This is a genomic window from Streptomyces sp. QH1-20, assembly GCF_041283565.1.
Classification (GTDB): Bacteria; Actinomycetota; Actinomycetes; order Streptomycetales; family Streptomycetaceae; genus Streptomyces; species Streptomyces syringius.
This window is the reverse complement of record NZ_CP166299.1, coordinates 115,265-134,935: the sequence shown is the minus strand read 5'-3', so window position 1 is coordinate 134,935 and position 19,671 is coordinate 115,265. Positions and strand designations below refer to the sequence as shown.

17 protein-coding genes and 1 pseudogene are annotated in these 19,671 nt (G+C 70.1%); 6 read left to right on the top strand and 12 right to left on the bottom strand.

The window, feature by feature from the left end:
• Nucleotides 1-69: 69 nt before the first annotated feature.
• Nucleotides 70-558 carry a LysR family substrate-binding domain-containing protein gene (locus AB8O64_RS00655; protein ID WP_370417157.1) on the bottom strand — a complete coding sequence of 163 codons (489 nt, stop codon included), beginning with the start codon at nt 556-558 and terminating at the stop codon, nt 70-72.
• On the opposite strand from AB8O64_RS00655, the gene AB8O64_RS00650 reads away from it, so the two are divergent.
• Complete coding sequence (locus AB8O64_RS00650; RefSeq protein ID WP_370423757.1) at nt 506-871, top strand: nuclear transport factor 2 family protein; 366 nt, start codon at nt 506-508, stop codon at nt 869-871. The two genes, AB8O64_RS00655 and AB8O64_RS00650, sit on opposite strands and share 53 nt — an antisense overlap.
• A 52-nt stretch (nt 872-923) precedes the next feature.
• On the opposite strand, the gene AB8O64_RS00645 is transcribed toward AB8O64_RS00650, so the two are convergent.
• A complete protein-coding gene (locus AB8O64_RS00645; RefSeq protein ID WP_370417156.1) occupies nt 924-1,547 on the bottom strand; it encodes a histidine phosphatase family protein in 624 nt (207 codons plus the stop codon).
• A 147-nt stretch (nt 1,548-1,694) separates the two neighbouring features.
• Here AB8O64_RS00645 and AB8O64_RS00640 point away from each other — a divergent pair, with 147 nt between their 5' ends.
• Together AB8O64_RS00640 and AB8O64_RS00635 are read left to right on the top strand one after the other, a co-directional pair.
• Nucleotides 1,695-2,327, top strand: coding sequence for a carbonic anhydrase (locus AB8O64_RS00640; RefSeq protein ID WP_370417154.1), 633 nt, complete (start codon nt 1,695-1,697; stop codon nt 2,325-2,327).
• A gap of 253 nt (nt 2,328-2,580) precedes the next feature.
• Entirely contained in the window at nt 2,581-3,264 is a 684-nt protein-coding gene (locus AB8O64_RS00635; protein ID WP_370417152.1) for an adenosylcobinamide amidohydrolase, read from the top strand.
• 153 nt (nt 3,265-3,417) lie between these two features.
• Here the strand turns inward: AB8O64_RS00635 and AB8O64_RS00630 are convergent, their stop codons facing one another.
• From AB8O64_RS00630 to AB8O64_RS00595, 8 genes and pseudogenes are all read right to left on the bottom strand, one after another.
• Entirely contained in the window at nt 3,418-4,146 is a 729-nt protein-coding gene (locus AB8O64_RS00630) for a YqjF family protein (RefSeq protein ID WP_370417151.1), read from the bottom strand.
• A 239-nt stretch (nt 4,147-4,385) separates the two neighbouring features.
• Nucleotides 4,386-4,561 (bottom strand): annotated as a pseudogene (locus tag AB8O64_RS00625) (CBS domain-containing protein); the annotation flags it as partial.
• 168 nt (nt 4,562-4,729) lie between these two features.
• On the bottom strand, nt 4,730-5,053 hold the full coding sequence (locus tag AB8O64_RS00620; protein WP_370417149.1) for a hypothetical protein: 324 nt from the start codon (nt 5,051-5,053) through the stop codon (nt 4,730-4,732).
• Nucleotides 5,054-5,145: 92 nt separating this feature from the next.
• On the bottom strand, nt 5,146-6,504 hold the full coding sequence (locus AB8O64_RS00615; RefSeq protein WP_370417147.1) for a phenylacetate--CoA ligase family protein: 1,359 nt from the start codon (nt 6,502-6,504) through the stop codon (nt 5,146-5,148).
• Nucleotides 6,505-6,565: 61 nt separating this feature from the next.
• Complete coding sequence (locus AB8O64_RS00610; RefSeq protein WP_370417146.1) at nt 6,566-7,723, bottom strand: hypothetical protein; 1,158 nt, start codon at nt 7,721-7,723, stop codon at nt 6,566-6,568.
• A 66-nt stretch (nt 7,724-7,789) separates the two neighbouring features.
• The gene (locus AB8O64_RS00605) at nt 7,790-9,268 is read right to left on the bottom strand and encodes an NAD(P)/FAD-dependent oxidoreductase (RefSeq protein ID WP_370423756.1); all 1,479 of its coding nucleotides are present in this window, start codon (nt 9,266-9,268) and stop codon (nt 7,790-7,792) included.
• 645 nt (nt 9,269-9,913) lie between these two features.
• Nucleotides 9,914-11,047: a pyridoxal-phosphate dependent enzyme gene (locus AB8O64_RS00600; protein ID WP_370417145.1), complete on the bottom strand. Its 1,134-nt coding sequence runs from the start codon at nt 11,045-11,047 to the stop codon at nt 9,914-9,916.
• A gap of 8 nt (nt 11,048-11,055) precedes the next feature.
• Nucleotides 11,056-12,198 carry an acyl-CoA dehydrogenase family protein gene (locus AB8O64_RS00595; protein ID WP_370417143.1) on the bottom strand — a complete coding sequence of 381 codons (1,143 nt, stop codon included), beginning with the start codon at nt 12,196-12,198 and terminating at the stop codon, nt 11,056-11,058.
• Nucleotides 12,199-12,543: 345 nt separating this feature from the next.
• Here AB8O64_RS00595 and AB8O64_RS00590 point away from each other — a divergent pair, with 345 nt between their 5' ends.
• Complete coding sequence (locus tag AB8O64_RS00590) at nt 12,544-14,916, top strand: collagenase (RefSeq protein WP_370417141.1); 2,373 nt, start codon at nt 12,544-12,546, stop codon at nt 14,914-14,916.
• Between the two features lie 80 nt (nt 14,917-14,996).
• Here the strand turns inward: AB8O64_RS00590 and AB8O64_RS00585 are convergent, their stop codons facing one another.
• On the bottom strand, nt 14,997-15,563 hold the full coding sequence (locus tag AB8O64_RS00585) for a hypothetical protein (RefSeq protein ID WP_370417140.1): 567 nt from the start codon (nt 15,561-15,563) through the stop codon (nt 14,997-14,999).
• A 101-nt stretch (nt 15,564-15,664) separates the two neighbouring features.
• Between AB8O64_RS00585 and AB8O64_RS00580 the strand changes: the two genes are divergently transcribed.
• Entirely contained in the window at nt 15,665-16,699 is a 1,035-nt protein-coding gene (locus tag AB8O64_RS00580; protein WP_370417138.1) for a D-alanine--D-alanine ligase, read from the top strand.
• A gap of 83 nt (nt 16,700-16,782) precedes the next feature.
• Complete coding sequence (locus tag AB8O64_RS00575) at nt 16,783-17,442, top strand: MSMEG_1061 family FMN-dependent PPOX-type flavoprotein (protein ID WP_370417136.1); 660 nt, start codon at nt 16,783-16,785, stop codon at nt 17,440-17,442.
• 14 nt (nt 17,443-17,456) lie between these two features.
• Here AB8O64_RS00575 and AB8O64_RS00570 read toward each other — a convergent pair whose 3' ends face one another.
• The gene (locus tag AB8O64_RS00570) at nt 17,457-19,661 is read right to left on the bottom strand and encodes a hypothetical protein (protein ID WP_370417135.1); all 2,205 of its coding nucleotides are present in this window, start codon (nt 19,659-19,661) and stop codon (nt 17,457-17,459) included.
• Between the last annotated feature and the right edge of the window lie 10 nt (nt 19,662-19,671).

Below are 19,671 nucleotides of genomic sequence, written 5' to 3'. Positions count from 1 at the left end.
ACGCCGTCGTCGCCTCCGCCGGCGATTCCGCAAGGCGGCCCGGGCGCAGGGGCAAGGCGTACCGAGTTCCTACCGTGGCCCGCTGGTGAGGGCGTCGAGGAGGCGGGTGAGGGAGGGGCTGGCATTGTCGGTGCGGTGGACGAGGTGGAGTGTGGTGCTTGTGCGGTTCAGGAGTCGCGGGGTGACGCCGGTGCGGCGCAGGGCTCGGTGAGAGTCGGTCAGGACGGCGGCGCCGAATCCGGCGGCGACCAGGGCGAGCAGGGTCTGGACGCTGTGGCCTTCCGCGGCGATGCGGGGGCTGACGCCGACGCGGTGGCACAGAGCGATGATCTCGTCGTAGGAACGTGGTGAGACGTCGCGGGGCCACAGCACCAGGGGGATCTCGCCGAGGATCGTCGGATCGGCGGGCCGACGGGCCAGCCCCTGGGCGAGGGGGTGGGCGGCGGGCAGGAAGACGGAGAGCGGCTCGCTCCACGCCGCGTTCGCCGCGCACGATCCGGAGCAGCTGCTCGCCCTGGTCGACGAGGACGCCCACTGGTACGTGCCGGGCGACCCCACTCTGGTGCCCTGGGCCGGCGAACGCCGCGGGCACGCGAGTCTGCGGGAGTTCTTCGAGCTCGTCTTCACCGTCGCCGAACCGCTCGCCTTCGACATCCACGGCATGGCCACGCTCGGTGACACGGTCCTGATCCCCGGCCGCTTCGCCTACCGCTACCACCGGTCCGGACAGGTACTGGACGACGAGTTCGTCCTCAAGATCACAGTGCGGGACGGCCTGGTCACCAGCTACCGCATCTTCGAGGACTCCCTACGCCTGGCCCGCGCCTACCTCGGCGAGGACGCACCGGTCCTCTCAGCCGAGGCGGCCTGACGCACCTGCTCCCGCCGCGCGGTTGCCCCGTGTACGGATGTGGCAGGCGCATTCAGATGTGCGTCTCCGGTGGGAATCCGGTCCAGCGCAGATCGGCGGGCAGATGCCGCATGTCGTTTGAGGTGAGGACGGAGGCCGGCCGACCGGGCGCGTACCGGATGACCGTGAGTGCGGCGTTGCCGTGGTTGAGGCCGAGCCAGCGCCACTGCGGGGCGTGCATGGCGTCCCGGACGAGCCAGGCGACCAGGAAGTTGTGGGTGACGACCAGTTCGTGCCGGTCCTGATCACCGTTCACCGGGCCGGTGAAGGCGTCCAGCGCCTGGCGGGCCAGCGCAGGTCCGTGCGCCCGTTCCTCCTCGGTGGCACCAGCGAGAAAGCGGAGGAGGAAGTCCGCTGATTCCTCGGGGAGCTCGTCCCTTTCCGGCGTATAGGGAACGTAGTCACCGGCTGCTTCCGAGATACGCAGGGGGACGTTCGTCAGCTGGTCGCCGATCAGACGTGCGGTCTGTTCTGCCCGGGGCAGTGGACCATGGTGAACAACGGCGAGAGGGATGTCCCGGAGGCGTTCGCCGATCAGCACGGCCTGCCGACGGCCGGCCTCCGTCAGCCCGCTCTGCTCCGACGCTGCCTCGCCGTGCCGGACCAGATAGAGGTACCGGGTGGCTGTGCCGGCCATCTCACGCTCCTGTGCGCCCGCTAGCGATCTTGTGCATCGACGGACGCTGCCTCCGCCTGCGCCGGTTCCCTCTGCCCATCAAGGAGACAACCTCTGGCTTGGGGTGCAGGTCGCGCAGCCCTTGGGCCGCGTCGTAGTCTTCCGCCCATGACTGATTCCCTCACTGCCCAGGGCGCTTTCGAGATGTTGATGGCCGGTAACAAGCGGTTCGTCGCCGGTTCCCCGGAGCATCCGAACCAGGATGCCGCGCGTCGCACCGAAGTCGCGCCGGGGCAGAATCCGTTCGCTGTGATGTTCGGATGTTCCGACTCCCGTCTGGCCGCCGAGATCGTCTTCGACCGTGGTCTCGGTGACTTGTTCGTCGTCCGTACGGCGGGGCATGTCACGGGTCCGGAGGTGCTCGGCAGTATCGAGTACGGGGTGAGCGTGCTGGGCTGCCCGTTGGTCGTGGTGCTGGGGCATGACTCCTGCGGTGCGGTCGCGGCGACCCGGTCCGCGGTGCAGGACGGTACGACCGCGGGCGGGTATGTGCGGGACGTCATCGAGCGGGTGACCACCAGTGTGCTCGCCGCCCACGCGGCCGGCCGTACGGAGGAGGAGGACTTCATCGCCGAGCACATACGGCACACCGTGGACCTGCTCCTGGACCGTTCCCGCATCCTGGCGGAGGCGGTCGCCGAGGGCCGGACGGCTGTGGTGGGCCTGTCCTACCGGCTGGCCGACGGCACTGCCCGCCTGGTCACCGCCAAAGGCATCGACATGAAGGACGCCGCAGCCTGACAGGCGCTGGACAACAAAACACCGCCCCCTCACATGCGGGCCAGGCTGCAATCTCTGCTCCCGCGCAGCGAGCACAGGCAGCAGCCCCGCTGCTGGAGCACCCCGCGTCGACGGGGCTCTCCACCGGCCATGCCGTGACGTGTCCGGTGTGCACCCCACGGTCAGTGGGGTGCACACGCGGCCGACTCGACGGTCGATCATGCCCAATTCATCCGACCAGAGGTCCCGCGCACACCTCCAGGAGATCCACCACGTGGCCGCTGTCATCCCGCCTCGTACCGATACCGGCCCGGGCTTGCTGTCCGTGCGGCAACTGCCCCGCAGCGAGGACGGCCAGCGGCTGCACACCCTGCTGTGGTCCGCCGGACCGGGCTGGCAGATGATCAGCAACGCCGTTCTGGGCGGAGGCATCGGCGAACGCGCCTGGGTCCTCAACGCCCAGGTGGCCCACGGCTACCGGCGTACCGACCCCGACCGGCACCTCGCCGACCTCGCCGAGGCCGCAGGCGCACAAGGAGCGGGCGTGGGATTGATGACCGCCGCCGACATCACCGCCCACGCGCACGCCCGAGACGAAGGTGTCGAAGCCCTCGCCACGGCAGGCGTCACGGTGCGCGGATGGGCAGCGTCCCCGGAACAGGGCATTGTCTCCCCGGCACTGCCCGGCACGATCAACATCATTGCCGCGCTCCCCGTGGCCCTGACTGACGCCGCCCTCGTCAACGCCGTGGTCACCGCCACGGAAGCCAAGGTCCAAGCCCTCCTCGATGCCGGTTACGACTGCTCCGGCACCCCCACTGACGCCGTGTGCGTAGCCGCCCGCAAGCCCCGTTGTGGCAGCGCGGCACATGCCTTCGCCGGACCGCGCTCCCTGTGGGGCGCCCGCCTCGCCCGCGCGGTCCACCACGCCGTCCTCACCGCCCTGCCCTGCCCCTGACGATCGGTACCAGGCCTGTGGGGCTGCCGGACATGGCGGCGGAGGATGCGGCGCACCAGCACCGCCCAGGCTTCCCGCCTGTCGGGGGGCCCGGAGATGGTCCGGGCTGTTGCCGTAGTCGGCCGGCAGTCGTACTGCCGTCTCTCAGCGCTGTCACGACGAACCGTGGAGTCGGGGGCGGGCTACGGGGCGGGGAGCTCCCAGGCGGACGCGACGGACCCCTGGTGAGAAGTGGAGGACGGGGGTGCCGTCGGGTGGTGGGAGGCCTGCGGCCTGGGTGAGGGATTGTTCGAGTCCGTCCTCGCGGGCGGTCGACAGCGGCCAGGGTTCGTGTTCGACGGGGGTCTGCCACAGCCGTCCGGCCCGGCGGGTGACCGCACGCCAGCGGGAGGTCAGCCAGATGTCCCGTCCGTCGGGGACGAGCGCCGGGCCGGGGCGGACGGTCAGGTGGTAGGAGGGGGTTCCGCCGCGGCGGACTCCCGTGTAGGTGATGCTGCCGTCGCCTCTGGTGCGCAGGCTGAGGTCCCCGAGGTGGTAGGGGGCGCCGGCGAGGCGGGCGGTGAGCATCAGGGCGCTGGATACCTCGAGGGAGAAGAACCACAGGGCGTCCGTGCCGTCCTCGAGGCGGACATAGGTGCGCAGGTTCGTTTCGGGGAAGGTGGCCCGGGGCGCGGCCGACGGGCCGGGCGGTCGTACGTGGCTCATGAGGAAGGGGGTGAAGCTGACCCAGGCCGCGTCGTCGTAGAGGTCCGCGCTCAGGCCGGGGGGAAGGGCTGACTGCACCACGGCCGGCTCGTAGGGCCAGTGGACGAAGGTCTGGCACAGCCACTGAGCCTTGAGCAGGGGGAAGGTGACGCGGTGCTCAGCCGATGAGGACACCATGGGGGCCTGCCTTTGCCGGGCCGGGGTCGCCGTTTGGGCCCGGTCCGCCCCCTGGGTACCCCGATGGAGACGGTGTATGCGTTCATGGCCCTGAGCGGGGTGCCCAGTGCCTGTGCGAGGAGTCGGGCAGTCCGACAGCCACCACCCCTTCGAACGGTCAGACGACCGTTTTCCCAGCCTTGGACGGCCTCTTCTCGCCGGCTGCGCTTGTGCGCGGAGCACCGGCGCCCCGCCGGTCGAACAACTGGCGGAGCCTGGCGGTCCGGCAGGGCTCGGGCGACGCCGGCCAGGGCGACCATGCCGACCCGGCGGCGTACCTGTGCGAGGCCATGGGGCGCAGGATTTCGTCGGCGTCGTCGTCGGCGCCGATGGTGACGGCCTCGCCCTGGGCGAGGCCGCCAGAGCGAGCGCAACTGCAGGCCGCGGGCCAGCGCCGCCTGCGTACGTTGCGCCGGCTCCCACAGCGCGCCCTGACCGCCGCCCGGCTGGGACACCAGGAGTTGCCGGGACGCGTTCGCCACCAGGGTGTCCACGCACGCTCGCAGATTGCCGAGACCGGTGACGACCTCGGTGCTCTCCTCCCTCAGCCGGTGCATGACCCCCGTCGTGGTACCGGTCGGAGAGGGCCGAGATCCCCCCGTAAGTGGGACAGCGCCTCCTGGAGCTCCGCGACCTTTCGCGCGGCGGGCATGAGCACGTGCAGTTCGGCGCTGTCCGGGGAGACGACGGTCAGTTTGGCGGGGTCACCCTGCGCCGGTCGCAGCAGCCGCAGCAGAACCCGGGCCGAGTTCGCGTCGTCCTTCTGCGAACGGCCGATGACGTCCTGGTGTGCTTGGGCCAGGACGCTGGAGGATTGGAGGCAGGCCTCGAGAAGGCCGGGGGCCGTCCCGGCCACGGCCCCCGTCACGGACACCCACAGCGAAGCGCTGGACGGTCGACTGGGCTGACGGTGCCCACCGGTCAGGGGCGGCCACCGCGTATACCGGCGGCGCCCGTCAGCTACGTCGGTTTGTGCGTTACGGGCGAGGTGGGGCGGGGATACAGGACACCGCCTGACAGGTCCTCGTCCTCACGGAAGACATAACGTGGTTTGGCGAACTGCTCCTGCTCGGTGAGCGAGTCGAGGGAGACCAGGGTTCCGGGTGCTACGGCCCGGGTTTCGATCGTCACACCGAGCTGGTGGCGCAGGAGCTTGCGGAGTTCGCTTTCGGCCTCCCGGGCGGCCCGCGGCTCGCATTCGATGTCCAGGCGCAGGCTGCCGGAGCCGCTGACGGCACGCCAGAAGAGCACGCCAAGGTGTTCCGGGAGAGAGTAGACGGCCTGTTCCAGGTCGAGTGAGGACAGGGGTTTCGCCCCTGTGTTCAGCAAGGCCTCGGGGCGGCCCAGCACCTGGAGGGTGGGAAGGTGCCAGTCGCAGTCGCATGCGTCGTAGCGCAGTTCGACGAGGTCGCCCACCAGGTAGCGCAGGAGCGGCATGGCCCGGCGGTACAGCGTGGTGATGACGAGTTGTCCGGTGCCTTCGGTGGCGAGCGTTCCTGTGCTCGGGTCGTACACCTCGGGCAGATAGCGGTCGGCCCACAGGTGCAGTCGCCCCGAAGGACACTGGCCGCCGAGGTTGCTGCCGCATTCGGAGACACCGAAACTCTGGTAGACGGTGGCGCCCGTCCACAGTGCTTCGATCCGTGTGCGTTTGGCATCGCTGAGGGGCTCGCCGAAGGAGACGATCCCCCGCAGAGGCCCTCCTCGCTCGGGCAGCGTCGCCGCTTCCGGCCACAGGCGTGCGCATGCTGCCCACAGCAGTGGTTCCAGCGGAACGCAGCAGGCCACGGTGACCTCCAGATCGCGCAGCAGTCGCAGGACGCGCCGGAACGACATCGCCGAGCTGCGGCTGTCCGCCGGCACGACGAGGGCTCCCACCGCGCGTGCTGCGGCGTGCATCTGGTGCGTAGCGGTGGCCATCGCATAGGACATTTTGACCAGGACGGTGTCTGTGGACGCCAGCTTCACGCTGCCGCGCAGCACACGGTCCATGAGTTCGGCCCAGTCGTCTTCCGTCATGTAGGAGGCTGTGGACCGGCCGGTCGCGGTGCCGCTGGACTCGTGGTAGGCGACCAGCTCGTGGCGGTGCACGGCGAGAAAGCCGAAAGGATAGCCCTGCCTCAGCTGGTCCTTGGTGGTCAGGGCGAGCCGGCTGAGGTGTTCCATGGCGTCGTCGGGGCGCTGTGGTGTTCGCAGTCCCGCATAACCCGGGGACCGTGCGGCACGTTCGAAGGCATCGGGGAGCGCGGCGCGCTGAAGGGCGAACAGCTCGTCGGTGTTGTTCCAGTCCCCGAGTCGTGGCCAGGAGCCGGCGCTCATAGGTTCTCCCGTCGCTCTTGCGTCGTTCGCAGGCGTGCCTCGCGGATATGCGCGGCAGGTCTTACGGAGGAGGAGCGTGCACGTGCTGCGGCAGGGGTGGATAGCCGTTGAATCCTGCCAGGGCGCTGGTGGAACAGTAGGCGCCGGTTGACCAGATGACGACGCGGTCACCGGTGGCCAGCGCCACGGGAGCGCGGTAGGGCGTAGTGGCGGTCAGGCAGTCGAGCGGGTCGCAGGTGGGGCCGCAGAACGTGACGGGCTGGGTGGCGCAGCCGCTGGGGTGGCCGGGGAAGGTGATGCGGTATTCGATGCCGCAGAGGTTGTCCAGAAGTCCTGCGTTCCACATGCCGACGTCGAGAATGACGTAGGTGCCCCAGGGCCGGCCGACGACGGCCTTCACGGAGGCCGTGGTGATGCCGGCGTCGGCCACCAGGGCCCTGCCCGGTTCGATGATCAGCCGTGGCTGTCGGTGGCGGGGGAAGTGCCGGTCGACGGCGGCCAGGATGACACTGGCGTAGGTCTCCACGGAGGGTGTGCTCGCCCGGTAGGTTGCGGGCATGCCGCCGCCGAGGTTGAGGTGGTGGACGGTGACACCGTGGTGGTCGGTCCGCCGGACGATGCGGGCGGCGCGTTCGAGTGCCTGCTCCCATTGCGTCGGGTCGCGTTGCTGACTGCCTACGTGCCACGTCAGACCGGCCACCTTCAGTCCGCGTCGGACCGCCAGGAGGGCGAGTTCGGGCGCTTCGTCCTCCTGGCAGCCGAAGCGGCCGGCGATCGGAATGGCAGCTTGGGTGAGGTTCTCCTGTGCGATACGGATGAATACGGCTGAGTGCGGGCACACGTTGGCGATGCGCTCGATCATGTCGGAACTGTCAGCGGTGAAGGTGGTGACGCCCCTGATCCGTGCGTGGGTGAGTTCTTGCCGGTCGGCGAAGGCGTTCGAGCAGGACATGTGCCGGGGTGCACAGCCGGCACGCAGTGCTTGCTCGATCTCTTGCGGCGCTACGACGTCGAGTCCACTGCCCCGCCGGACGAGCGCTGTCAGCAGCGCATGGTCCGGGCGGGCCTTGACTGCGTACTGTATGCGTACCCGGCCTTGGAATGCCTTCAGCAACCGGTCGTATGCAGCCACAGCCTCGCCGATGTCGAATCCGGCGCGGGGTGTGGAATGCCGCTCGTCGGCAGCGAACCGCTCGAGCCATGTCCCTGGCAGGTGCATCGTCTGCCTCCTCCTGAGGGGCAAGGCGCCGGGCCGGGTCGGGAATGCTGCCGACGGGGACTCGTCTCAGCTGCCATGGTGGTGACGCGCCTCGCGCAGATATCGGCGGAGCTGGTCGACAGCTGCGGGATCGGTGGCCGTGGGGTCCAGGAATTGAGGGTCGACGACTTCCGGCGGCAACGCGACGGGGTCCTGCAAGCTGTCGTAGAACCGCTCGATGCGTTGGTGGGCCCATTCTTCGAGAGGCATGTGGTCGAGCCACCACGGCATGTTCATCCCCTGGTCGTGCATGGTGTCCGCCGCGTGCCGGGCGGTATCGGTGATGGCCTGGGCGACGGACAAGGTCTCGATCGGCAGCCGTTCGGGCGCGAAGTGGGTGAACGGAGCCCCGTGATCATCGGTTATGCCATGGAGGAGGGCCGTCGCGACGTGCCGGGCGATGGCAGGGCTGCTGTGGAAGCCGTCGCGATAGGTGCCGGTGGCGAAGAACAGGCCGGGTACCGAACAGGGCCCGATCAAGGGAAAGCAGTCCAGCGGAATCGGCCGGACGCCGATCAGGCAGTCGCGCAGGTGGGCGACAGCCAGGGTGTGGTCGATCTGTTCGAAAGCCTGCCTCAGCATCGTCTGCGCCAGGCCGAGATGCACACCCGGCGCGGGCCGAACGCTGATGACGTTCGTCGCGCCGATGTACTGTTGGTCCTCCCCGGTCAGCGGCACCACGTGCAGGCCGCAGGTGCCGGCACGGTTCGGCGTGCGGATCACGTACGGCCCCCGGGACCCCGTGTTCGGTTCCCTCGTCACCCTCACGGCCAGGCCGGTGCCGTAGAGCATGGGCGGTACCGCACCCGGCGGCAGCACATCTGCTGCCAGAACACCGCTGGCCGCTCCCGCGGCCAGCACCACCGTGCCGGCTCCCAGCATCCGGCCGTCCCCCAGCCGCACGCCCGAGACCGCGCCGTGCGGCGTCAGTGCCAAGGACCGCACGGTGGCGTCCACCAGCTCGACACCTCGCCGACGCGCTGCCTTCTCCAGGGCCGTGACCACCGCTCGGGCGTCCACGGCGCCCTCCCGCCGGAGGTACAGGGCTTGCATGGGACGGTGGTCCAGGCGAGGTGAAAGGCCGTCGACGCGGTCGTACGACACCAGCTCGTGAGCCTCGCCGGTCTCCGCGGCGGCTGTGCGCATGGCCGCGAAGTTCTCCTCCGCGATCCGCCCTGAGCGGCTGCTCATGATGACGAAGGTGCCCTCGCTCCACGATGCCCGGACCGCGGTGGCCTCCGGATCACCGGCGTCTTCCTCCAGAGCGGACAGCCACTGAGGCCACAGCGCGAGCGCATCCCGCGCCGCGGCGAACCGGGCCTCGGCGGCGGGATGAAGGCGGGTGTAACGGGTCACTTCTCCGAAGCAGTTGAGCATGGCTCCCGCGGCCACACTCGCACCTCGGGTCCGAGCCGCAGGCGCCACGACCGTGACTCGGGACTCAGGGGATCTGCGCGCGACCTCGACCGCCACCGACAGCCCCACCGCGCCGTTCCCGACCACCATCACATCGGCCAGACGCTGCACCCTGCCCCTCCTCTGCCCAGGCCGCGCTCGGGCGCCCCCTCTGGTCCTCGGGCAGGCCCGCCCCCGGCCTCACCGGAATCAGCAGAGAAGCGTCCGGCGCAGAAACCGGCCGGTCCATCCGCGTCCTCCTGCCAGGAAACAATCAGGACAGCACCGCCCCGAAGAGGACGACATGGATTTCATGCCTTTGAGTACACCCTCGAACGCATGCCCGGCTCGCCTGTCTTCGGCAGGAGGTCTCCCGGTACCTACTCCGGGCCAGGCGGACACCAACCGCAATGTGGATGACACGAGTCTCACCTGCGGCAACGGAACGCCGAGTCCCAGTGGCGCCGCGCTTCCCTGCACCGAGACCCAAAAGGTCCGCCAGCTGATCAGCGCCCGCTCATGGACTACGTGGGTCTGACGGTCCCCGTGGGGCTGTGAGCCCGTGACCGGGGGATGAGGGCAGCCTCCCGTCACATCCCCACGGGGCGTTCCGCCCCGCCCCGCGTGGTCGCGGCGCCGACGCAGTGGCGACTTCACTGATGCGCAGGTCGGCCCGGTGCCCCACCGTCCGTGACACCGGGCTTGGCGGCTCAGCCGCATCGCGTGCGGCACGCACAGCCCGCCTCACCGTCGTGATCACGGACGGGTTGTCGGTGCGGCCAGCAACTGCGTGACATACGACCGGGCATCCGCCGCGGTCACCCGGTGGTCGGGAAGAAAAGTCGCCGCCACGGGGCCCGACCCGCCGGTGAAAACAGCCAGGGCCCGCTCACCGGGCGAGATCGTGCCGTCCTCGATCGCTTCGAGCACACCTGCCAGCGAGTACAGCCCGGCCCGTTCCTGCGGCCGCCCGTCGACGGAGAGAGTGATCTCCGCGCCCGCCTCGCCCATCATGGCGACCGCCCGCGGCTCCCACTGAAGGTAGCGGGCATTGGGCAGGCAGCGCACAGTGCCATTGCTCGCGACGCACATCTGCCGCACGCGGTCGATCAGGTCCGCCGGCACCGACCGGCGAAAGAGCGTCGGCTCCAGCATCACCACGTCCTCTTCCGGCGGCCCGGCACCGCTCAGCGCGCGGGCGTACGGGGCGACCGATTCCTGCTGTACTCCCAAAAAGCGCGGCACCTTCGCCCTGGCCGGACTCGCAGAGCAGGTCTCGGCCAGCCCCCGGTAGAAGCCCAGAGGCCCATAGGCGCTGGACAGTGCTTGCGCATGCCAGTCCCACCCCTGGCCGCTCCTGCCCACGGCATCGCGCAGGAAGTAGGCCCGCAGTTTGTTGCCCTCGTACTGGTCGTGCAGAGTCGGCAGGGCAGGCACGTCGGCGGCGCGTGCCGCGTCCTGCAGAATGTCCTTGATGTGCTTCTCGCAGGCGTCCACCTCCACGAGATCGATGCCGGGATGCCGTGCCGGAACGGCGTGGATCCGCCTGCGGGACTGCGGAGGGTACAGAATCACGGCGCGCAGCCCGGCGCGGGCGGCGTAAGCCGCCAGCGCGTTGGCCGTGTTGCCCGAGCTCTGTGCCGCGATGACATGCCGGCCGGCCGCCCGCGTGCGAGCGACGGCCACGCAGGCCACCCAGTCCTTGAAGGTTCCGGTCGTGGACAGCGTGGACAGGTCCAGGACGTCGATCCCGACCTGACGGTAGGGGGACAGCCGCAGAATACGGGCCCCTTCGCGCATCGAGACCTGGTGCAGCCCGGCCGGGGAGAGACCTTGCAGGTGCTCGGCATAGCGCAGAACCACGCTTTTGTCCTCGCGGTAGATCTCCATCGTTCCTCTCAGGCCAGTGCCTCGTCGCCGATGTGGGACAGGAGCGTGTCACTGGGGACACCGATGATCGGTAGCGCCAGAGCGTCCCGGTAGTGGCGGCCCAGGGCGGCTTCGCCACCCGCATAGCCGGCTCCTCCGCACAGCAACGCCGCGTTGCGGACGAGTTCTTGGAGCGCCGAGGTGCAGAACACCTTGGCCTCACCGGAAGTCAGCGACGGGCGGGTCCCGGTCGTGCTCTGCCAGACGGTGCGCATCACCGCGCGGCACGTGGTGAGCTCGCCCATCCGCAGATTGACGGCACCCCGAGCCTGTGGGGACCTGCCGCCCATTGCCGCGCGCACGTGGCGCAGCGCGGCCTCGTACACGGCGTCGGCCGATCCCAGCGCCCGTGCGACATAGCTGGTCAGGTCATACGTCCGTAGCGCTTCGGTGAGGTCATGGCCTCGTCCGCCCAGTACGTCCTCGTCCGGGTCGAACTCGTACCCGGTGAAGGTGACCTCCGCCAGTGAGATGCCGAGCATTCCCGGCCGCGGGAGTTCCGGACCGATCTCCACGCCGGGCCGCCCGGGGTCGGTCAGCACGGCGACGGTGGCGTCCCCGGCGCGGGCGATGGCCACGATGCGGTCGGCGTGCCGGGCGTTGGTGACCCAGCCCTTGCGTCCGTACAGCCTGCCGTCGGCGTGCACTCGGGTCCGCAGCTGTGCCGGGTGCGGCACGCCCTGCTCGTGGTAGGCCCGGGCGAACACCTGCTCGCCGCGGGCCATGGGGGCCAGCCATGCGGTCCTCTGCTCGGCGGTTCCGTGGCGTTCCACCAGCCGGCACAGCTTCAGGTGGGTGCCCACCAGGCCGGCCAGTGACTGCCAGCCGCGCGCGAGTTCGTAACTCAGCCGAGCCGTCCCGGGAGCCGGCCAGTTCCCTCCGCCGTAGGACTCGGACACGGCGGCTCCGAACGCCCCGAGACCCCGAAGCCGTGCGACAAGGCGGTCGGGGTAGAGGTGCTCGGCATGAGTCGCCAGGTAGGCCCCCACTTCCTCGTCGACGAAGGCACGGATGGCTGACAGCTGCTCGTCCGCCGGGGTCGGTCTCCCGGACCGAGGCGCCTGCGTTCCCTCTTCGAGCTCGGTTGGCCGACGATCGGCATTTTCTGCCATAAGGGTCATGAAACAGGTGCACACCCTGGCGTGACCGCGTATGCCGGGTCCCGCTACTCGAACGGGTGAAGGGCGGTTCATGGCCGAGCGACGGACAGGGCTTGTCGACCGACGGACAGGGCTTCCGGAGTTCAGTCATCCGCTTGGTGTTTTACCGAACTCAAGTCCCCTGAGGGCTTGTCAGTAACATTTCACATTACTACGTTACACATCACATGGCGCCGCAGCGGCCCCCACGTACCGCCTGTTCGGAGGCGGCTGAAGCTCCGCTGCGCCGTCATCGGCACGCACGCTGTCCCTCCTTCGCGTGCGGCTCACTCCACACCTCCCACACAGGAGTCATCGGTGTACCAGTCCACAACCCTGCGCAGATCCCTGCTCACCGCCGCCATAGCGGCGACGCTCTGCGCCACCGCCGTCCAGCCCGGCCACGCGGACTCCCCCTCGCCCGCGTCCTCGTCCGCGGCGACCACGCGCGCGGACACCCCCACCCCGAACCCCTTCGACGAGGTCACCCGACTGGCCAAGGCCCCCCGGCCGGCCATTCAGTCCCCGACCGCGCCGGGCGGCCTCACCGACGGGCGCGTGCCGGGTCTGCGCACCGACCGGCCGAAGACCGGCAAGGGCAAGGCCGATCAGGGCAAGGGGAAGTCCACGTCCCCCGCTCCCACCGTCACCGTCGGGAACACCGCGGTTCCCTGCACGCTCGACGGCATCACCCGGCTCGGTCCCGAGCAGTTCGCCGACTTCCTCGCCGACGGGGCCGTCACCGCCGACGGCTGCCTGCGCGACATCCTGTGGACCTGGGACCAGCGGCTGGTCCCGGTCATGTCGAAGGCGCACGTGCAGGCCGTCTCCCGCCGGATCGAGAGCCTGGCCTCCGCGCACGACGGGAAGAACGGCAGTCACCTGCTGGAGATGTTCACCTACCTCCACGCGGTCGCCTACCACGACTTCTCGCGCGACGAGATCGACATCACCGACGCACCGACCGTGGAGGCCATGCGCCGCGCGGTGCATTCCTTCGGCTCGGCCGCCCGTACCTTCGACGTCACCCGCACCAACGCCGAGTCCCTGCGCGAGGCCCTCTACGCGGCGAGTGCGCCCGGTCTGCGCCAACACCAGCTCCCGCTGCTGAAGCGCGTCCTGGCCACCATGGACGCGGCCCACCCCGCGACCTCGCGGGACACCTCCTGGGCCGGTGCCGCCCTCGCCGCCCTCTCCCTCAACTACCTGGGCGTCTACCCGGGCAACCAGGACAGCGCCTTCCACGCCGCGGTGACGGCTGACCCCTCCTACCGCGCGGCCCTCAAGGCCTTCGCCGACCACACCCACCTCAAGGGCACAGCCAACGCCTGGGTGGCCCGCGACGGCGTCAGCGAATACGGCCGGCTCGGCCAGGTCGGCGCGCTCAAGAGCGAGATAACCTCCGCCCTCGGCGGGCTGCTGAGCACCACCGTGCGCAACTTCGGCGAAGGCAGCGAGCCGTGGGGCAAGGTCGTCACCTGGCTCAACGAGTTCGAGGCGTGCAAGCAGTACGGGGTGTGCAAGACCGACATCGAGCGCCGCATCTTCCCGCACACCTACACCTACGACAACGGCGCCATCAAGGTCCGCACCGCACTCGCCCGGACCACCGTCGACCGGCTGTACTACGCGAGCAAGCAGGTCAAGGCACAGTTCCACCGCGTCCTGGGCACCGAGCAGCCGTTGGCGGGCGACACCAACACCAGCCTGAACATCGTGCTGTACGCCTCGCGCTCCGACTACGAGATCTACCACCCGCTGCTGACGGGCATGAGCACCAACAACGGCGGCATCTACATCGAGAAAGGCGCCACCTTCTACACCTACGAGCGCAGGGTCCCGCAGGACTCGACCCTCACGCTGGAGGAGCTGTTCCGCCACGAGTACACGCACTACCTCAACGGCCGCTGGGCGGTGCCGGGCTTCTTCGGCGAGGGGCCGTGGTACCAGGGCGATCGCACCACCGCGATGGACGAGGGCACGGCGGAGTTCTTCGACGGCGCCACCCGCGACGACGGCATCAAGGTCCGCAAGTCGCTGGTCCAGAGCATCATCAACGACACGGCCGGCGGCAAGCCGCGCATGAGCGTCAACCAGCTGCTGCACGCGGAGTACGACAGGGACGGCTTCCGTTTCTACTCCTACGCCGGAACGTTCTTCGAGTTCCTCTGGGCCGAACGCCCGTCGCTGCTCAAGGAGATGTACGGCTACACCCGGGCCGACAACCCGGCCGGCTTCGACGCCTGGCGCAACCGTCTCGGCAGGGACGCGAACCTGCAGCGCGCGTACGACACGTTCCTGGACCAGCAGATCGCCAAGGTCAAGGACCTCTACGTGCCGAACACCACGTACACGCCCGTCGGCGGGCTGGACGCCGGCCACCCCGCCACGGTCCGCGCGTCCTTCCAGGCCACGACAGGCAACAGGCCCGACTGCCGTAGCAACGGCGACCCGCAGCGCCCCCGCTTCATCTGCACCGGCCGCATCACCGCCAACCTCAGCAGCCCGGGCAACGCCGACCTGGTCTTCAAGGACATGTCCGAGACGGTCGACTACTTCATTCTCGACCGGACGAAGAAGGGCACCAACAACTTCGCCGACATGAACTGCTCCTTCGGCAAGGTCGACCTCTGGAGCGACCGTCCCGCGGGCTCGGCGGACTTCACCTGCGAAGGCCCCCTCCGCGGCTGACGGCCCCAGGCGACCGTGAAGGGCCCGGCGGAACGCCGGGCCCTTCACGGGTGAGAAAGCGGGGGACAGGAGGTGGGCCGTCAGTGGCTCACGTCACCGATGACGGCTGTGGCGAGCACGGAGCCGGCGCTGATCATGCTGCGTGTGACGTCGTCGATCTGCCTCCGCGCCACGACCGGCAGGCAGCCGTCCTCCCATGCCTTGACCGCCCGGTCGCCCAGGGCCCGCTCGGCCTCCTCCCGGGAGCACCCGTGCCGCTCGGCGTGGACCATGACCTCGTCCGGAGTGGGCAGGACGGGCGGGTCGGTCAGCCATGCCCGCTCCATGTGGTGGGCGAGCGGGCCGAAGGGCCGCGCCGGGGCGACGTAGGCCCGTAGGAGCGTCACCATGGGGCTCCCGAGCGGGCACCGGGTCCGCCACTGGTCGACGAGGGCATCCGCCATGCTGACCAGGTCCGTGAGCCAGGCCAGGTACTGCGTCGTCCACGGGCCCCACGGCTCCGGTCGCACGGGCATCGCCGGACGCGGGTGTTTCTGCAGTTCACCTCGGCGGAAGAGGAATTCCCCGCCCAGATCCTGTTCGCTTCCGGTCGGGACCCATTCCCGCCGGCGGAGAGCGGCCTCGATGGCCTCGACGGTGTCAGTCACCCCGCCACCGTACGGCCCCCGGTCGAACCGGGTGCTCGCCGGCCCGCCCCGGTGGAGGTGGCGCACGCGGGCCGGGCGGGGGAGTGCGGCAGAATCCCGGTATGCGAATTGTGATCTTGTGCGGTGGAGAGAGCCCGGAACGCGACGTCTCCAAGGCCTCGGGCCGGTCGGTCGCCCGGGCCTTGCTCGAGCGGGGACACGAGGTGGTGCTGGTCGACCCGGCCGCCGCGGAGCCGGTCCTGGCCGGGCCACTGCGCCCCGGTGATGTGGTCGACGCCGTCGAGGTCGGCAAGGAGCCGCCGTCCCCGTCGGAGCGGCAGCGGTTGCGGGGGCGCATGCACGCCGCCCTGACCGGCGGTCCGGTCCTGGAGCTGCTGCGTGACGCGGAGCTGGTGTTCCTGGCGCTGCACGGCGGCTGGGGCGAGGACGGGCATGTGCAGGCACTGCTGGAGATGGCCGGCGTGCGGTTCACCGGTGCGGACAGCGCGGTCTGTGCGGCGGCGTGGCACAAGGGGCGGGCACAGGCGGTGCTGGGTGCGGCAGGGGTGCCGGTGGCCGAGCGGGTGCTGTGGCGGCCCGGGGTGAGTGACATGCCGCAGGACGTGCGGCGGCTGGTGGCGGCCGGCCCGGTGGTGGCCAAACCGGTCGCGGACGGTTCGAGTGTGTCGGTCCACCGGGCGGACTCGCTGTCACAACTGGCACAGGTCGCGGCCGAGGTGCACTCCGGTGATGTCGAGCTGCTGGTGGAGCCCTTCCTTCCGGGGCGGGAATTCACCGTGGCCGTGGTCGGCGGCCAGGTGCTCCCCGTGGTCGAGATCGAGCTGACGACGCCGATGTTCGACTACACGGCCAAATACCAGCCCGGTGCCGTCAGCGAAGTGTGCCCGGCGCGGGTCCCGGCCGACTTCGCCTCCCGGCTGCAGGAGTTGGCTCTGCGCGCGCATGATGCTCTGGGGTTCGGCCCTGACGCGTACTCGCGCACCGACTTCCGCTGCGACGCCGACGGTGAGCCGATGTGCCTGGAGGTCAACACGCTCCCGGGCCTGACGGCGACGAGCCTGCTGCCGCTCGCGGCGTCCGGGGCGGAGTGGACCTACCCCGACCTGATCCAGCGCATCGTGGATCTCGCGACGTGATGACTCCACCGGGGTCGAGCGCTGCCCGGGAGTGAGTGCGCCTCGACTGGGCGGGTCCCAAGGCGTGTTCTAGGGTGCGGTTCATGACTGACGCTGCCACCACCAGCCTTTTCGACGAGCTGCGCAAGGATTCCGTACGGGACGTCGCGGGGCTGCGTTCGCTGTACGAGATGCCGGGCGCCGCCGCCGTCCGCAAGGAGATGGGACACCTCACCGACAAGACACGGCAGTTGGTGGGCCTCTCCTCCCTCGTCTTCATCGCGACCGCCGACGCGGACGGCCGCTGCGACTCGACCCCGCGCGGCGGGCCGGCCGGCTTTGTGACCGTGCTCGACGAGCGGACCCTCGTCATCCCCGACGCCACCGGCAACAAGCGCCTCGACAGCATGCTGAACGTGCTGGAGAACGGCCACGTCGGCCTGCTCTTCGTGATTCCCGGCCGCACGTCCACGCTGCGGGTGAACGGCCGGGCGTGTGTCTCCGCCCGGCCCGAGCTTCTCGACCGGCTCACCGCGGTGGGCAAGCGGCCGGTCAGCGCGCTGGTGGTGGAGATCGACGAGGTGTACCCGCACTGCCCCAAGGCCCTGATGCGCGGCTCGGCCTGGAAGCCCGACGAGTGGCTCGCCCCCGATGCGCAGCCGTCCTCGGCGGAAGTGACGCTCGCCCAGCTGCGCATGCCCGGCATCACCGTCGAGGACATCCAGCGGGTCGAGGAGGAGTCCCTCAAATACCGCTACGCCTAGGCAGCCCGGCACGGTCATGCCGTACGGCCGTCCGGCATGAGTTCGAGATCGCTGAACGTGTCCGCGACCCGCGACCGCCCGCCCGCGTCCTCGTTCGTGCTCCGTCTGCCGCCGCCGTCCAGCGTGCGCAGCCGGGAGACCGCCTCCTTCAAGTGGTAGGCCCCGCCTCCCAGCACGACCCACTTGCCGACGTCCGGGTGCATGGCCAGGGCGGCGTCCCGGTTCTCGGCGTCGGACGTGGGACGGTCCACCCAGATGTCGCAGCTCCCGGTCACCCCGACCGGCAGGCCGCCGGCGGACCACGCGACCGTCACCGTCACGGTGTGCCGGCCCGGTCGTTCGAGCGGGAACCCGTCGGAGCTCCAGAACACGCGGTAGCCGCCTTCCAGGGTGCCGCCCGGCTCCAGCGGGGCCAGCTTCGCCTCCTCGCAGGTGATGACGAACGGGCGGATCGGCCTTTCCTCACCACTCTCGTCGAGGCTCGACATGGTGGTGTACAGCGCCTCCATACGGAGGTCGTTGGGGACCAGCAGGTCGGCGTCGGAGGTGTTGGTCAGCTTCCACGAGACGGTGACGGGTGCGCCCAGGGGCGCGCGCTCGGCCTCGGCGCTGACCTCGAACTTCAGCTCGCTCGCGTAGAAGAGGTTGCGGTCGGATGCCTGCGGGGCGCCGGCGGGGAACCAGCCGCCGAACGGCCAGCCACCGGGGCGCACCACCGGGTCGGGCATGTGGGCCAGATGGTTGCGCACTGTGGCGTTGAAGCCGAGGTTGATCTGGTCGGGGAACACCCCGGGTGCGCCGGTCGTGGGTCCGGCCAGGACGTCGGCCACGCTCGGCGTGGTGGTCATGATCGAGTTGTCCGCGGCGGTCTCGGTCTCCTGGTGGATCTGGTTGAAGGCGTGGGTCACCTCATGGGTCGCCGACCGGAGATAGGCGCGCAGCACGTCACGTTGCCGCTGGTCCGCCGCGGTGCCGAAGTTCGGGGAGTTGCTGCTCGGGTAGCCGTCGTCGCTGAAGCTTGCGGATCCCTCGCGCGGTGCCCCGATCTGGTCGTACATCACTCCGCGGGCGCAGCCCATGGTCGCGGGGACGACCACGAGGTGGGTGCGCCACTCGGTGTCCAGGTTGGTGCCGGCCTTGCGCACGCTCGCCATGAGGGCGTGCAGGTCGGCGGCCGACCAGCAGGCGTTGGGGTCGACGCCCGCGGGTGCCGGGATGTCGGTCTGTGCTTCGGCGTGGTCGATGGTCAGCTGCCAGCGGGCCGTCGCGTAGACGGTGTCGAAGAACTCCGTCCCGGTGCCGGTCGGGCTCGGGACCGGCTGGGGTGCGACGGCCCCCTTGAGCGTGTCGATCTCGAGTACGGCACGGCGCAGGAAGCTCGACACCCAGGTGAGGGTCACGGAACCCCGGTCGATGCCGCCTTCGAGGACGCGGCCCTCGAACCTCGGTCCGGAGAAGAGCGGGGAGGGGACGGTGCCCGGCACCTGGTTGAGGACGAATCTCAGCGACCGGCTGGGTGAGTCCGGGAACGCCCCCTGGAACGAACCGGCCGTCGGCTGCTTGTAGGCGAAGTCGTCCACGTCGAGGGTGACCTGACACGGTTGCCCCGGCAGGGAGGCGCTCGGTACCACCAGGCGCGTGCCCTTGAGATAGGAGCGGTACTGGTCCCGGGGGAAGATCGGGATACGTCGTCGCGGGAAGGGGAGCGGCCCGTCCGCCCGACTGGCCGCGGCGGCGACGGACTCGCCGGGGGCGCCCGGGATCACCGGGGTGTCCTCGTCGAGCACGGCGTCGGACAGGGGCGACGACCCCGGGTCGTCCGCGACCGGTTGTGCCACGGGTGGTGGCTGCCGGTACAGGTCGCCACTGATGATCACCCCGTCCGGCCCGGCGGCCGGTGCCTCCCGGTCGACCCGCAATGTTCCGACGGTGATCTGGAAGGAGCCCAGGGTCGGGCGGATCGTGATCTGGTAGCAGCCGTCGCGAAAGTCCGGTCGGCAGGACGGCTGCGGGGCGGGCGCGTCGGCGTTCGTGGCGGATGTGCCCGGCGCTCCCGGTGATTCGTTCTCGACCGTGAGCGGGACGGCGACCGGGACGCCGGGGGGAACCACGTCGGCGCTGTTGGGTGACAGGTGCTCGTCGACGTCGGAAGTCTGTCGTGCGCGGTCACACATGAAGTCCTCCTGGGGTCGATACGGGTCGATACGCAGGGTGGACACGATCCGTGTC